Annotated in this window: 8 protein-coding genes; 1 reads left to right on the top strand and 7 read right to left on the bottom strand. The window is 62.0% G+C overall.

Annotated features, from left to right (window positions below):
- Position 1: 1 nt before the first annotated feature.
- Positions 2-1261: a UDP-N-acetyl-D-mannosamine dehydrogenase gene (gene wecC, locus BLT92_RS06550; RefSeq protein ID WP_092104214.1), complete on the bottom strand. Its 1260-nt coding sequence runs from the start codon at positions 1259-1261 to the stop codon at positions 2-4.
- 237 nt (positions 1262-1498) lie between these two features.
- Between wecC and wecB the strand changes: the two genes are divergently transcribed.
- Positions 1499-2656 carry a non-hydrolyzing UDP-N-acetylglucosamine 2-epimerase gene (gene wecB, locus BLT92_RS06545; RefSeq protein ID WP_092108880.1) on the top strand — a complete coding sequence of 386 codons (1158 nt, stop codon included), beginning with the start codon at positions 1499-1501 and terminating at the stop codon, positions 2654-2656.
- Between the two features lie 18 nt (positions 2657-2674).
- On the opposite strand, the gene BLT92_RS06540 is transcribed toward wecB, so the two are convergent.
- From BLT92_RS06540 to BLT92_RS06515, 6 genes are all read right to left on the bottom strand, one after another.
- Positions 2675-4861 (bottom strand): hypothetical protein, encoded by a 2187-nt coding sequence (locus BLT92_RS06540; protein ID WP_092104212.1) that lies wholly within the window; start codon positions 4859-4861, stop codon positions 2675-2677.
- On the bottom strand, positions 4858-9426 hold the full coding sequence (locus BLT92_RS06535; protein ID WP_092104211.1) for a glycosyltransferase: 4569 nt from the start codon (positions 9424-9426) through the stop codon (positions 4858-4860). The genes BLT92_RS06540 and BLT92_RS06535 overlap by 4 nt, the downstream gene beginning before the upstream one ends.
- Positions 9423-10019, bottom strand: coding sequence for a hypothetical protein (locus BLT92_RS06530; RefSeq protein ID WP_157691360.1), 597 nt, complete (start codon positions 10017-10019; stop codon positions 9423-9425). Before BLT92_RS06530 ends, BLT92_RS06535 begins: the two co-directional genes overlap by 4 nt.
- Positions 10016-11848, bottom strand: a complete 1833-nt coding sequence (locus tag BLT92_RS06525; protein ID WP_157691359.1) for a glycosyltransferase family protein — start codon at positions 11846-11848, stop codon at positions 10016-10018. The genes BLT92_RS06530 and BLT92_RS06525 overlap by 4 nt, the downstream gene beginning before the upstream one ends.
- A gap of 95 nt (positions 11849-11943) precedes the next feature.
- On the bottom strand, positions 11944-12387 hold the full coding sequence (locus BLT92_RS06520; protein WP_157691358.1) for a hypothetical protein: 444 nt from the start codon (positions 12385-12387) through the stop codon (positions 11944-11946).
- A gap of 258 nt (positions 12388-12645) precedes the next feature.
- Complete coding sequence (locus tag BLT92_RS06515; protein ID WP_231939063.1) at positions 12646-14538, bottom strand: glycosyltransferase family protein; 1893 nt, start codon at positions 14536-14538, stop codon at positions 12646-12648.
- Positions 14539-14689: the final 151 nt, after the last annotated feature.

Raw genomic sequence — 14689 nt, 5'->3', positions numbered from 1 at the left:
CTCAGCTCCACACGCCACGGGTGTCGTGGACGATCTTCTGCGCCAACAGTGTCCGGTCCAGGCGGATGAACTCGTTGTGGTCGACGAGGAGGAGCACGATGTCGGCTGCGCGAACTGCCTCGTTCATCTCCGTGAGTGTCACGTTCTCGCGAGTGTCCAGTTCGGCCGGCAGTTCGTCGATGTTGGGTTCGACGGTCATGATGTTCGCCTGCGGAAGCTGATCGGCGAGATCGCCCACGATCTGGCGGGCGGGGCTTTCGCGCAGGTCGTCGATGTTGGGTTTGAATGCCAGCCCGAGTGCAGCGATCTGCACATCGTTGATGCGCTTGGCCTGGGGGAGGAGCTTGTCGAGGACGAAGCCGGGCTTGGCATCGTTGACTTCGCGCGCGGTCCTGATCAATGACGAGCGTTCGGGCGCAGTGGCCACGATGAACCACGGGTCGACGGCGATGCAGTGCCCGCCGACTCCTGGGCCCGGCTGCAGGATGTTCACGCGGGGGTGGTGGTTCGCCAGTTGGATGAGTTCCCACACGTTGATGTCGAGACCGTCCGAAATCATCGACAGTTCGTTGGCGAAGGCAATGTTGACGTCGCGGTAGGCGTTCTCCGTCAGCTTCGCCATCTCTGCCGTCCGGGCATCGGTCATGAGGAACTCGCCCTCACAGAAGAGTTCGTAGAGTTCGCGCGCTCGTTCGCCGGCCTCACCGTTGAGGGTGCCGATGATGCGGTCGTTGGTGCGCAGCTCGATCATGATGCGCCCCGGCAGCACACGTTCGGGGCAGTGCGCGAAGTAGATCGACTGTGAACTTCCCGGCTTGAGTGTCAGATCGGGGCGAGCCGTGAGAATCGTATCGGCGAGATACTCGGTCGCACCCGGGGGAGACGTCGACTCGAGGATGATGAGCTCGTTGCCCTCGAGCAGCGGTGCGATCTGCTTGCCTGCTGTCTCGATGTAGGACAGGTCCGGCTTGTGCCCCTCGGCGAAGGGTGTGGGGACCGCCACGATGTAGTTGTCGGCGTGTGGAGTCTCGGTCGTCGCCTTGAGGAATCCCTGGGATACGACACCAGCGACAGTGGTGGCCATATCGGGTTCGACAAATGGCACCTGCCCGGCGTTGATGACGTCGACGGCATCCTGGTCGATGTCCACCCCCACAACATCCGCGCCAGAGCTGGCGAGTACCGCGGCAGTCGGCAGGCCGATGTAACCGAGTCCGATCACGGCGACCGAAGGGCGGTTGTTGAGGGCGATGGCGTTCATGGATGGTGCTCCAAACGGTTGCTGAACAGATTCCGATGTTACCCGAATTGCAGAATAGGCAACTACATCAGAATGGTCGATGGAAAGACAGTGTGTGTGGCGATCGGGACAATAGTGGGTGAATGAGCGGTTAAGCGTCGATTGGCGGTGCGAGATTGTGTTCCAAACGTGATGGGATAATGGGGGCGCGTCCGCGTGTCCGCGTCGCCCAGTCCTTTTTGACCAGGAGTGCTTTTGATCCCCACAGTCCTCACCGTCTTCGGCACCAGGCCGGAGGCCATCAAGGTGGCACCTCTCATTCGTGCCATTGAGGCCAGCAATGCCTTGCTCTCCCGCACGCTTGTCACCGCCCAGCACAGGGAGATGCTCGATCAGGTCAATGATCTCTTCGGCATCGTTCCCGACACGGACCTCAACATCATGGCCAAGGGCCAGACGCTGAACGGAATCGCCTCCCGCGTCATCGGTGAGCTCGACACCGTCCTGGCAGAGGAGGCCCCGGATGCGGTCCTCGTCCAAGGCGACACGACAACCGTGATGGGAGCCTCGATCGCGGCGTTCAACCGCGGCATTCCGGTCATCCACCTCGAGGCCGGACTGCGCTCGGGCAATCTCCAGAGCCCCTTCCCGGAAGAGGCGAATCGCAAGCTGACAAGCCAGCTCTCAGCACTGCACCTCGCACCGACCCCAGGCTCGCGGGACAACCTCCTCGCCGAGGGCATCAGCCCGGACGATGTCGTCGTCACTGGCAACACCGTTATCGACGCCCTCCACCTCGCCGTGGACATGAATGTGGCACCGACCGACCCCATCGTCGGGGACTACGTTGCCGCTGATCGGCCGAAGTTGCTGGTGACCACTCACCGTCGTGAGAACCTCGGTTCGGCGATGGAGAACATCGGAGATGCCCTGGCCGAACTCGCCGAAGACCGGCCCGAGCTCCTCATCCTCCTGCCCGCCCACCGCAACCCACTTGTGCGCGAAGCCGTGCTTCCTCGAGTCGAGAAGTTCGACAACGTCCTCGTCACCGAACCACTGTCCTACGGTGAGTTCACCACGGTGATGGCCGCCTCCGATGTGATCCTCACCGACTCCGGCGGCATCCAGGAGGAGGCTCCCAGCCTCGGCAAGCCCGTGCTCGTCATGCGTGAGAACACCGAACGTCCCGAAGCCGTCGACGCCGGTTCCGTGAAGCTCGTCGGCACCGACAGGGATCTCATCGTCGCCGAGGTGGCCGGACTCTTCGATGATGTGCTGGCCTACGATTCCATGGCCAAAGCGGTCAACCCCTACGGTGATGGTCGGGCGGCCGACCGGTCCGTTGCCGCCATCGAAGAGCTGCTGGGGGTTGGAGAGCGCATCGGCGAGTTCGCCCCGTCGAGTCTCCACTACTGAACCTCGATCGTTTTCTGGTCAGATTGTGCGCCAGGCGCTGAACTTCCGATGCACTCGACTGCTCGGTCCCTTCTCCCGGGTGAAGACGAGTGCTCTGATTCGAGTCCCGGCAGGCACGTCTGCTAAAGAGAATCGCGCAGAGCGACGATCGTCGTACCATTTCTGGCCAATTTTGGTCTGTTCCTGATACAGGTAGACCGCCCATTCGACCGAGTTCGCAGCGGCAGAATTGCAACGAATGGTGACGACTGCCTCGTCGGTATGGGGCTCGAGGTCGACGTGGAATACCAGAAGCTCATCGCGCGCAACTCTCACCGGTGGGGCGGGGGCCGAGTGCCATGACCCGACAGCGGATAGAACTGAGCCGTTCGCGGGCAGACCGGAAGTGAACAGCACCGAGTCATAGGGGGTATGGCGACCGGTGAAGACTGCCGTCATGGACTCCAACTTCGCAGCCGTGTTTCCCGCGACCAGTCTCCCCTGTGCGATGAGAGTGGGAATGAGTGCATGCAGGTTCTCCAATGGTGTGTCAGCAAGATCGGACAGCTCACTTGCCGAGCTCGCGGCCAATGACGCCGCGGCACTGGTGCCGTCGAAAGGCGCGATGGGGTGCTTGGGATCGGAGAGAAGCGGCGTGGCCGCTCTGAGTGCGGTATCAAGGTCCTCCCCCTCGAAGAAGTCCCGATGATCGGCAGGGACATAGGGCGCTGTGCCGTGTCGGCGAACCTGTGCGGTGAGCGGGAACGGTTCGGGCCAGTGACCGTCGTCGAAAGCGAAATCGTTGAGCTGAGGATAGGTCATCCGAATGATGTCATAGGCGACCCTTCCGCGGTTCCGATCGTCCGGGTCGATGAGACGTGAGGCTTGAAGGAACTCTGGCTGCGCAAGCGGATAGAGCTTTAACGAATTCCTTGCGAATTGCTGATTGATCTGCCCGAAATGGTCTCTGTTGCGAAACGCCGCGTAATGCATATTCAGCTGCTCCGACATGGGCAGATCCGCGTCACGATCCAGGCTGTCGGCGAATGCCTCTGCGGCTTCTTCGGCCATGTCCTGCGGCAGATATCCATGGTGTGTGACCAGTGTGGGAAAGAGTGCGCGCGCGTCTGCTGCCACGGTCTCGGGACGGTCGTCGAGTGCGCCGAACGATGGATGGTCCCGCATATTCTGGTAAGCCCGTCTCAGCAGTTCACCGGAGCCTCCGTGGACTTCGACCCGCAGTGCATCGGGCCACGTGGTTGCTCCGCTTCCCGCCCATGCGAAGCGCGCCCCGGCAACGTGGCTTTGAAAGATGTCCAAGCTTGTGTGGGCATCGTGCCTGACACCGGTGATTCCGCTCTCTCGAGACCACTGCATTCCGAGGTGGCGACGCAGTTCGGATGCAATGGTGAGGTCATGTTCCAGCACTTTTCGCGAGCTGGGTTTCCGACTTCTTCGCGGATCGGCAGTCATCATGGTGAATTCGCGGTGGACTCCGGCAGAGACCGTCATCGCCATGGCCATTCGTGAGTCGCGGCCGCCGGAGAGCGCGTGCCGCTTGTCGGGCACCTGGCTGTCCGCAAGCAGCCGGATCTGCGCCTGCGCTCGCGCGATTCCTGCCTCCAGCAGGTCGTCGTAGCCTGCATCGGAGGCGGCGGAGAACAGATGCTTGTGCTCCTCCTTCGCACCGGCGTGGTCGACGACCAGCTCGGCGCCTGCAGGAAGCGATCGGACCCCGGCGTACATGGTGCGGTGCGAGAAGCTGCTCTGCATCATCGTGTGTGTGCTCAGCAGGTGTGAGGCCGCGATGGGCCAGTCGATGTCGACCGGGCGGCCGAGGCGTTGGAGTTCGCCGACAACGGAGGTCTGATTGTCTCCGATGACGACGATCTGATCATCGCCTCGGCGAAATGAGGAATAGTACAGGCGATGGTAGCCGAGGGGATCGGTGATGATCCGATAACTGTCGTCGCTGGCACGGTGGAAGAGAAGGAACCACTGCCCGGACTGGTGACGGACTGCTTGGCTTCTCATGCCGTCCGGCAGGCCGTGGTCGAGGGAGATGACCGCGGAGTCGGTCCACAGCACACCCCGCCCGTAGACAGCCCGGTACTCCCTGTCGCCCGACGACGGAGAAGTGGTTCGGGCAGGTCGGTGAGAATCCATGGCAAGGGTGAGAACGACTCCACGATGCTTCAGCTTCTGCTCGATGAGGTTGTCAGTCATACGGGGGAACTCTCGATCTTCAGGGCCAAAGAATGCATCGACTTGTATCGTCCGGCGAGCTGCGAGGTCGGCACTCCGGAGTGAAGCACACGGCCGATGACTTCCTCACCTTCGTGAGGGTTCTCAGTGAGATAGCGTGCGATGAAGCTGAGCTGGTCCATCTGCAGTGCGCGGATGCAGCCGGTAATCGTCGTCGGTCCGCCAGCTCTGACCCTCTCCAGTTGGGTGATGACGCCGAGGCGCTGGTCGACGGCGAAGTCCCGGGTGAGTTCTCTTCTCGAGACCGAATCGGGTCGCATGTGCCGAACATACGCGGAGTCGGGTGCCGTATCGGCAGGAACGAGTTCGAGGTCGTGCAGAAGGAGCTGGCTCATATAGGCGACGTCTTCTCCGCTGCGCAGACCTGTCGGATACTGGATCGACCGTGCGACGCGGGAAGGAATGAGCTTGCATGCGTTCATGCCCAGCAGGCCGGAGGCTCGGTTGAGACCGATCCGTCGGCCGGAGAGATTGGCCAATCGGCGGTTGTTCGGGAGATCTGTCAATGAGATCCCCTCCGCGGTGACGTCGCGCAGCGGGGCTGCGACGACGAGGTCATCGCCGGCCGACAGCCACATGTTGAGGACATAGTTGTGCTCGATCTCGTCATCATCGTCGACAAACGTCACATAGTCCCGAGTGATCAGTTCCAGACCCAGATTGCGCGCTGGTGATGCCCCTTCGATATCGGAGTGCGCATACCGGACAGTCAGCTTCGGATTCGCCTCGGCAAACGCCTCCACCACCGAACGAGTCCCATCCTCGGGTCCGTTGTGAACGATCACCAGTTCCATGCGGGACGGATGCATCGTCTGTGCAGCAACCGTGGCCAACATGGTCGGCAATCGTTGAGCACCGAGCCTGGTGGCGACGACCAATGAGACCCCGTCAGAGGCGGTGATCCGCAAGCGGGCCGGATCGACCCGAACACCATCCGTGCTCTGCCCGGTTGGCCGGCGGCGCTCGAGATCAGAACCGACAGTTCCCACCCCGACGGCGGCCAGGGCCGCACGGAGTTCAGGACCGTTGCCGGTCATGAGTGAGGAGGAGCCGACACGGGTGATCGAATTCGGATTGCGCGCCAAAAGCTCGAGGGCGAACAGGGCGCGCGTTCCTGTCAGGGCATCGGCCTTCTCTGCGGCCGTGGTTGCCGAGCGTACACCGCCGACATTGGACTCGCTGTTGAAGATCCCGAGGACACCGAAAGAACGCGCCAGATCGAACAGGCTGCGGATCCGCTGTGTGAGAGTGCCGGTTCCAGGCATCGAATGGGGTTCGGCCAGTGCGCTGTCGTCGACGATCAGTGCGTCGAACGACGGATCAAGGTCAGCTGACGAGTTCAACGACATCGCCTCGACCACTCCGTCTGCGGAGTTGAGGCGGTGAACGAATCGCTCATCGGCCAAAACCGCCAGGCGCAGGGTTCGGTCGCCACCGGCAGGTGACGGCATCGGAGAGTTCAGCGCGCCGAGAGGATGAGAACCATTCAGCGACGCGGATAGCTCCTCGATCTGGTCCACAGTGCGGGAGTCGAACCGCACTGTGTCGGCAGAGGCAATGCCTGTCCGGCGAACGGCTGACATGTCGACACGATTGCGGATCTGTCGGTGCAGAACTGACGGTTCCTCAACACTTCCTTGCGCTTCGGGAACGAGCACCGCTGCCGCGCGAGAAATGAGCAGACCGATGAACTGCGTTCTGATGTCGCCCGTGTAGGGGTTCGAGCTGATCGCTTCGACTGCGTTCTTCGTCGACTCGACCGGCGGTGCCCAGACGAAGCGTCGTCCCATTCGAACTGCCGCAATAGCGGCGGGCAGGGCGGTATGCCACGGCCCCTCGATGAGTACCTGGCTCGATTCGAATCGGCCCAGGTGGTCGCGCAGTTCGGAGGCGACCGCTTCGACCCATCTGTCGAAGCGCAGACCGTGGCGCACAGCCACATAGGCATCACGATGGTCTTCCAATACATCGGTGACGATCGGACCCGAGTGCGCCGCTGCCGAGCGAGCAGTGCCGGCTGCAGTTCGGTACGCGGCGACACGAACGTCGTCAGCGAGCCTCTCACCCGTGTATCCGAACGGAACGATGCCCAGAGACGCAGGCACGACAGTGGGATCGGTGACGAGGGACGAGCCGCTGGAGCCGGTGGCCAGCGCAGAGATGAGAACGTAGGTCTCGGTGCCCCCTCCTTGCTGTGATGTACGCGCGCACTGACCCGTTGGACTGTTGGGGGGCAGCAGTTCGGTGCGCCGAGTATCGAGCGCGAGCACCCCGCGGACGAACAGCTCCAGGTCCTTGAGCTTCGACGCATCGTTCTTCGTGATCTGAATGTTTCTGTCCAGAGCACCTTTGGCTTCGTCGAACTCTCCGGCAGTGACCAGGGCGTCGACCTCGCTGAAGACACTCCCCGTGACACCGCTGGGAACAGAGGCCGCGGTGGTTCTTGCGGCTCCGCTGAAGGTCTCGTGAACCACAGATCGCCAGCGGTGTCCGACCGTGTCGGAGCGATACCGTTCGGCGTGCTTCTGCGCTCGTCCGGCCGCTGCGGAATGCCCATCCGCGGTGTCATTGTGGGCGAGGATGTACTCATGGATCTCGTCTGTTGACGCAAACGTCCATTCCTCGCCGATGATCTCCTGAGCGCCCTCTCGTTCCCACGCCAGAGGCACTGCCCCCGATGTCGCCCCTTCGATGGCAGCGAGGTGGAAGGTTTCTCGACTGCTGGGGGAGAGGATCCAGCCGATCTTGCGCAGCCAGTTGCCCATGTCGGGCGCGAATGGTTCGAACGCAATCGCACGCTGGAGTTCGGGCCGTCGGCCGAGGCGAGTGTAGAAGTCGCGATAGGCGTCTTGGTGGGCGGCCTTCTTCCATTCCCACGAATAGTTCCAAGGAGCGTGCCCGCGGATGTGCAGGATATAGCGGTCATCGATTGCCGTGAGACGCTCCAAGAGGTCAAGCGCACGATCGGGTCGTTTGAGAATCGGAACCATTCCGACCAGGCCGAGGTGGAAGCGTGCGTCGTCGTGTTTGGGACGAACGAGGTCGAAGGGATTCACTGAGTTCGGGATGACGACCAGCTTGTCGAGCGGCCAGCCTCTCAGCTCATGTGCTCGCCGGCGGTAGAACTCTGAGGGCACGACGACGGCAGCGACTCTGTCGATGTCGAGCTCCGCGATCCAGTCCGAGTTCAGTTCGAATCCGTGCAGATGAACGATCAGCGTTTGGTGGGAGGCCACCTTCTGGGAATACCAGATCGCGTTGTACACCGCGAACTCGGCCAGTATGACCTCTGCCCATTCCACGTAGGGCCGACTCTTCTTCGGTTGTGGGTGTGAATGGTGGTCGAAGAGATCGAATCGGACATCGAAGCTGGGATCGGAGAGGAACGTCTCGACGAGGTCACCGGCGAATTTGAAGTCGCTTCCGGCGATGACCATTTTCAGCGGTCGGCTGTTCACAGCTGCGATGGGTTCGACCGCGGCTTCATCCAGTGGATCAAGTGATGGCTGGAAATCCTCGGGCACCAGATCAGCCGACACCTCATCACTCGAATCCGGCCAGCTCGAATCCGGGCCATTCGAAACCAAGCTAGTCGAAGCAGACCCGCCGGCCGGATCGAGATCGGTCGTCGACCGTCCCTGAGCCTGAGCCAGGAGAAGTCCGTAGTGTCGGGCAATGGGATCGCTGGGAAGGACGAGCGATCCGCTGGCGGCCCCGGCATTTGAAGAAACAACGCCGGGGAGTGTTCTGAGAATCCCAGCACGGCCGTACGACTGTGCGCTGCCGGGGTCCGAAGCGGTTGATAGTCCCGCGGCGGACGGATCGTCGTGTATGTGGATGCGAGGAATCTGACGACGTTCGCGAAGCGCGGAGCCGAGGTGCTCGAATGCTTCGACGTCATGATCGGCAAACAGTCCCTCATGGATGTGCAGTGCCGCTGCTTCGCTGAGGTCTGTCGATTCGATTGAATGGGAGAGTTGCCCGAACAGGGGAAGAATTCGTACCTTCGAGGACGCAGCGGGAAACTCGGAGTCCAATGTCGATCGTTGGATCTCGTCCGCGACGAGTATTCGGTTCGACGTTTTGGCGATCGTCGCGAGATCAGAGAAGTCTGCGTGGTCGAACCGTCCGCCGGTATAAGGGTGATCCAGGGGAATCGTCCATAAGCGCGTGTCGATGTGTCCCGACCCAGCGACGAAACGGCTGAGGGTGCGCCCTTGCACCACCACGATGTCGGGGGTGAGCTCGGTGGTGGAGCGAACGATCGTGCGCGCTCGGAAGCGCGGTGCGTGACCGTGTTCATCGCGATGGTCGGCCGGGACATCCCCCGGGGAGAGGATCTGCCCGCCAGCTCGCCGGATGTTTTCATAGTCGATCGCGGCGTCGACTTCCCGGACGAGCACATGAACGACCCACCCGCGGGCGATCAGTGCTGCGACGAGGGAATCCATCCACGCCTTTCCCAACGGATCGGCGTCGTATCGGATGTCACAGGCCAGGAGGGCCGTCAGTGTTCCGGCCTTCATCGATTTCCTCCAGTACTTCGGCGCGGGTTCTCACCTGTCGCCAGGTCCACCAGGAGCGACCACAATGGCGACTGATTCGCTCCTTCTTCTATGTCAGCCTCCGAGACCTCGGCGAAGTTCGCCGTGCACGTCGACAGCACCCGGTCACCCATCGTTCCCAAGCGGGTTCCGTTCGGAACGAACCATGTTTGATCTCCACGTGCACGAAGCAGTCTGCCTGCTTCGAAGATCTCCTCGGCGAGGTGACGGGACTGATGGTCGTCGGCACCGAGCCAGGGCCCGTGGCTGAAGGCGACCGCGTCGATGATGAGGAGGTCGATCTCAGGTAGCGAAGCCATCTCGGCGAGAATGCCCGGCATTCCCACAACGGCCGGTCGAATCGTGAGCACGTCACGTGCGAGTTCTGGAGTTCCGACGATCAGTGCGGAACCCGGATCCACGGTCGGCGTCGAGTGAGTGAGCCGACCGAGGCTGGGTCCATCCGCAGACTCTGGCACGGGAGGTGTTGCCGCGCGACCGATGGCGGTCAGAGCGGCTCCTCTGTTGTCCGGAGGACCGGTTTCGACGGTCGTTCTCATGGGGCTCGTGCTCATAGGACGGCACCGTTTGGGAGCGGCATCGTGGTCGCCGGACCGAACTTCTCTTCCACCATGGTCCAAATCGCTGCGCGGGCCGCATGGGTGTCGCCGATCGGAGTCCGGACATCGAGGTTCATCGTCGAAAGCACACTTTCCTGTTCGACGAGAGCCCACACCCGCGCCGCGGATCCGAGGTAGTCGCTCCACTTCGACGGCAGATAGGGATTGACTGAATGTCCGGTTCCTGATTGTGCATCGGTGACAATGAGGTAGTCGAGTTTCTGGGTCACAGCGAGAAACCTCAGATAGGGTAACGAGCTGTTGAAGACGACCAGGTCCTCAACCCCGCTGATTCCGACTCCGTCGAGTGTTCGCTGTACAAGCAGGTCGAACTGGCTGCGGGAGAAGCTTGCCGGCTTCACACCTCCGGCGGATTCGGGGATGTAGTTCGTGAAGACGTGCAGACGAGCACGTGACCGGACGGATTCGGGTAGAGAACGCAGGGCATGGGTGATCTCGGTGATTCCTCGCGCGGTGTAGAACTCTCCGAAGTACCCGAGGTGAAGGTGATCGTCATCGAGCGGGTAGTCGACATGTTCGAGATCGTAGAATCCCGAATCGAGCGTCGGGTGGTGCGAGACGGTCGATATCGAGGCGACTCGTTCCCGCAGTTGTGGGCGGCGAATCGATTCGAGCATGACGAGGCGCTGGTGTTCGTTGGTGAAGATGATCTCGTCCGCATAGGCGTACACCAGAAGTTCGGCGAATCGGAAGATCGTGAGGTCGAGCTCGTCGAGGGGACCGAAGGCGCGTTCCCATTCGTCGATGAGGGGCGCGGTGAACGCATCTCGCGGCAGACTTCCTCCTCGAGAGGCGCCCTCGACGTCGAGCGACAGAGGGTCTGAGAACTCCGCGGTCCACGGCAGATCCGGCTGCATGAACTTCACTCTGGCACCCGCATACAGCGCCGGGGCCCACATGGCACGCGTGTACAGCCGTCGGTAGTCCGTGCGGGTTCGCATGCGCTCGCCGGCCGCAGCCGCGGCCCGTTCGGCGAATGCTCGGAATGATGGCCACGACGCCCACGAAGGTGTCAGCGGCAGGAATTCTTTGGACACAACGTACGGACGCGAAATCGACTCGACCGTGGGATCCTGCTTCTTGTGCTGGAGGAATGAGCACGCGATGACGTCGAATGCTTCGGAGAACACTCGTAAGCGCTTGGATGCGACAGTTGAACCGGTGTCTTGGAACGGTGAGAAGTTGTACAGGATCGCCAGTGACTCGGCACCCGATCTGATCTCATTCCAGGGGAAGTCGTAACCGGCTCCGGCGAAGGTGAGCGAATCGCAGAGTTGGCGTCGCATCGTCCCTCCGCAACCGTAGAGTCTCGAGGTCTCCTCCAGGGCGTCTGCAGTGAAGAGGTACACGGTCGCAGCGTCTGCGCCACTGACCGAGGCTGCTGCACGATGGATGGCGGCGACCGTAGCCACAGCGGCCGTGGCATGGGATTCGATGCTGCCGCGCGTCAGGGCTTCCGCCGGCTCTGTGTCGAGGGCCGGTGGAGTATGCCGACCGGCTTCTTTGATCACGGCAGTGCCTGTCGTCTCGATTTCTCGACTCGCCAGCGCATAGGCCCAGGCCCTGAGGCTGTGTTCGCCGCCCGCAGCGGCCTTGTCCGGGAACGAAAGACCGTGTGGCAGGCAGAGCCTGGCAGAGTCGGAGGAACGCACAAGGTCGAAGAGCTCTTGCCGTGACACCGGGGTCGTCGGCAGCACGACTTCGGTGCGTCCGCGCATGAACGAAGCGGTCGGTTCGTCTTCGTGTGCACTGTCGACGCGCACGAGGGCAGAGGACGCGAAGTTCACTTCCCAGCACTCCCGTGGCTCGCCTTCTCCGTTTCTCACCGGAACAGACAGAGTCTGTGACACCTCAACGCTCACATTCGCGGTTCGGCGGTCGCCGGTGAGGCTGATGGCTCATCATGAACGGTGACGGCATACTGCAGCAGGCGCATCTCACGGCGCAGACTGTGTGCCAGTCGGACAAGGTCATCACGCACTTCATCCTGTGGTGGTTCTGCTTGTGCATGCGCGCGAATGACCGCGAGATCGGCAGCCATGGTTTCGAGGTGTGTTGCCAGGTCCGAGCCGGCATCGGTGTTTCCACCGCGGCGCGCCACAGAATCGCGCAGAGCCCGTGCACCCGAGTTGAGGGCTCGCGTCTGCATATGCACGAGACCGACCGCAGCAATCATCCAGGCGCTGCCGAAGAGCGCGACGAGCAGCCAGACCTCGATTGCAGCGCAGATGAAAGCCAGCACGGGCAGAACGATTCCCGCGGCGACCAATCCTCGATAGGCCAAACGATCTCTAGAGCTCACCGAACAGCCTCCTGGGCACATATGCCGACTGGACAATTGGTGAGACCACCGGCGGTTGTCGGCGACCCTGTCCTCGGTGATTCGTCCCCACAGAGGTGAGGCAGAAAGCCCGGACCCGAGGGGAACGCGTTCAGTCTATGAGCGCCCAAACTCTCAAACGGCCGGATTCGCGCCCTGTCGCCGAAGGTTCGATCTGACTTTGCCAGTTGTTCACCTGGTTCGATGTGCCCGTGGTGACGGGGCGGGTCGGGACACTCATCAGAAGCAGTAGTGGCCCGGCGCATACCCGAACGAATGGACGTCTCCATTGGCCAACAGCAGGTTGTCTTCGACAGTCCAGGTGTGGGCGTGCGAGCCGCGGACCTGAACGAAGTTGAACCGGTCGGCGGAGTAGATCCGCGCACCGTCTGCAAGGAGCCGCTTCTGCAGGTCCGTATCCTCACCCAGGGTGCGTTCGGCGAAAGGGTGTGCCGTCAGCGTCGATCTTCGTGTCATCAGCGTCGGTCCCATGACGAGGTCCGTAAAGCGATGCTCACGTTCGGGGAACCGGCAGATGACGATGTCGCTGCCGCGGATGTGGAGGTAGTGCGCCTGTTTGCCGACGAGATCCGCGTTCGAATAGCGCATGGCCGCAAGCTGATCCGACAGATAGTGCGCCCCGTATACGTCGTCGTCATCCATCTTCGCGATGACCTCGCCCGACGCAGCCTCCACTCCCCGGTTGAGGCAGACGCCCAACGGCTGCTGGGCGCTGACTTCGACGATCTGCAGATTCTCGATCCCCGCGTCCCTCGCCCGGGAGCGAAGATCCGAGCTCACCTCGAATCCGTGAGCAACGAGGACGAGCTCCTTGTCCGCGTGTACCTGAGCCGCGTGGGTAGTCAGCACCTCGCCGAGGTGCTCCGGCCGATTCGTCGAGACGACCGCTGAGACCGAACGCGTGAAGGGTGGCTCATAAGGCAGTTCGAGGGCATCCATGACGGTCATCGCCCGATGGCTGTAGGTGTGTCCGGCCCAGATCCGTCGCTGGGCCAGATGCGCGGTGCGGTCGCGTAGCTCGGGGCTGCGGACGTAGGCCCGCAGCGTCCATTCCGCTTCTTTCTCGGTCTCCGGCTGGGGAACCTCCTCGGTGGGGAAGAACTCCCGAGTCGCCGCACTGGGAGTCGTCACGACCGGGGTTCCGGCGGCAGAGATCTCGAAGATGCGGCGGGCGCACATGCTGGGAGAGTCGACGACCGAATTCACATTGAGGAACACCTTGAAATGCTTATAGGCGGTGAGCAGGTTCCGATAGGGAAGTCCGCCGACAACACGGTCGGCCAGTGATCCGGGGAACTGGTAGCGCTCGTCATCGCCGAGGAAACGGGAGAAGATCTCCAGCCCGTGCCCCATGCGGCCCGACACGGCCTCGGCGGCACCCAAGAGCAGATCCATCTGCTCACGACGTTCGGGGTATTTGTGAGCGAAGTACATTCCGGCGAAGGCAATGTCGCGAGCCGCGAAGTTTCGGGCTGGTCTGGCCGGGTTGTGGATGGCGGGCTGGGCTGCGAAGGGAAGAGCGGCCACCCGGTCATGGCCCAACAGCGCTTCGTAGTCGGGGACGAGCCTGACATCGCTGGTGAATACGACGTCGACGAGCTTCGCCAAGGGCAGGAAGTCCTCGAAGTGAGGCGGATCTTCCTTGTTCCAGAACACGGTCGGCAGACCGCGACGGCGACATTCCGTCAGCAGCTCGACGACGTCTTGTCCAGGGCCCGAGGGGCCGTTGAGTTTGAACTTCCAGTCGCCGGAATTGCCGTTCCAGGCAGATTCGACGAAGACGAAGTCGAGACCTTCGAGCTCGTTCGCCCAATCGGCGCGTGTGAGTTTCGTGGTTGACCATTCGAAGCCGAAGCTTTGGGCCGAGAACTCGTCGAGGATGACTCCGACGCGGGTGTGTGCGAAAACCGGGGTGCGATCGGGGACCGGCAGGGGAGGAAACAATTCGGCCAGAACCTCTTCGGACAGCGTCCCTGTGGCGATCCGCGGGGAGGATTCTGCCGTGCCCTGCGTCATCGAGCGGCGGCGCTTCCACGCAGTCAGCTGGGACAACCCGCCCTTTCGCCAGTGCCACAGTGCTGTTCTCAGGGTGTGAAGCGGCGTTGTGGCCAAATTGCATTCCTCTCATCGGAGACTCGCGCTCCACTCAGCCAAGCCGGCTTGTACCGAAGCAAAATTCGCAATCGAATCTTAATGTTGGCACCACTGATCATGAATGAATCCTGTCAGTTCCAATAGTACAATCGGGGAGTTGGAATGCGCT

The organism is Brevibacterium picturae, assembly GCF_900105045.1.
Classification (GTDB): domain Bacteria; phylum Actinomycetota; class Actinomycetes; order Actinomycetales; family Brevibacteriaceae; genus Brevibacterium; species Brevibacterium picturae.
This window is presented reverse-complemented; position numbering and strand designations above follow the sequence as displayed.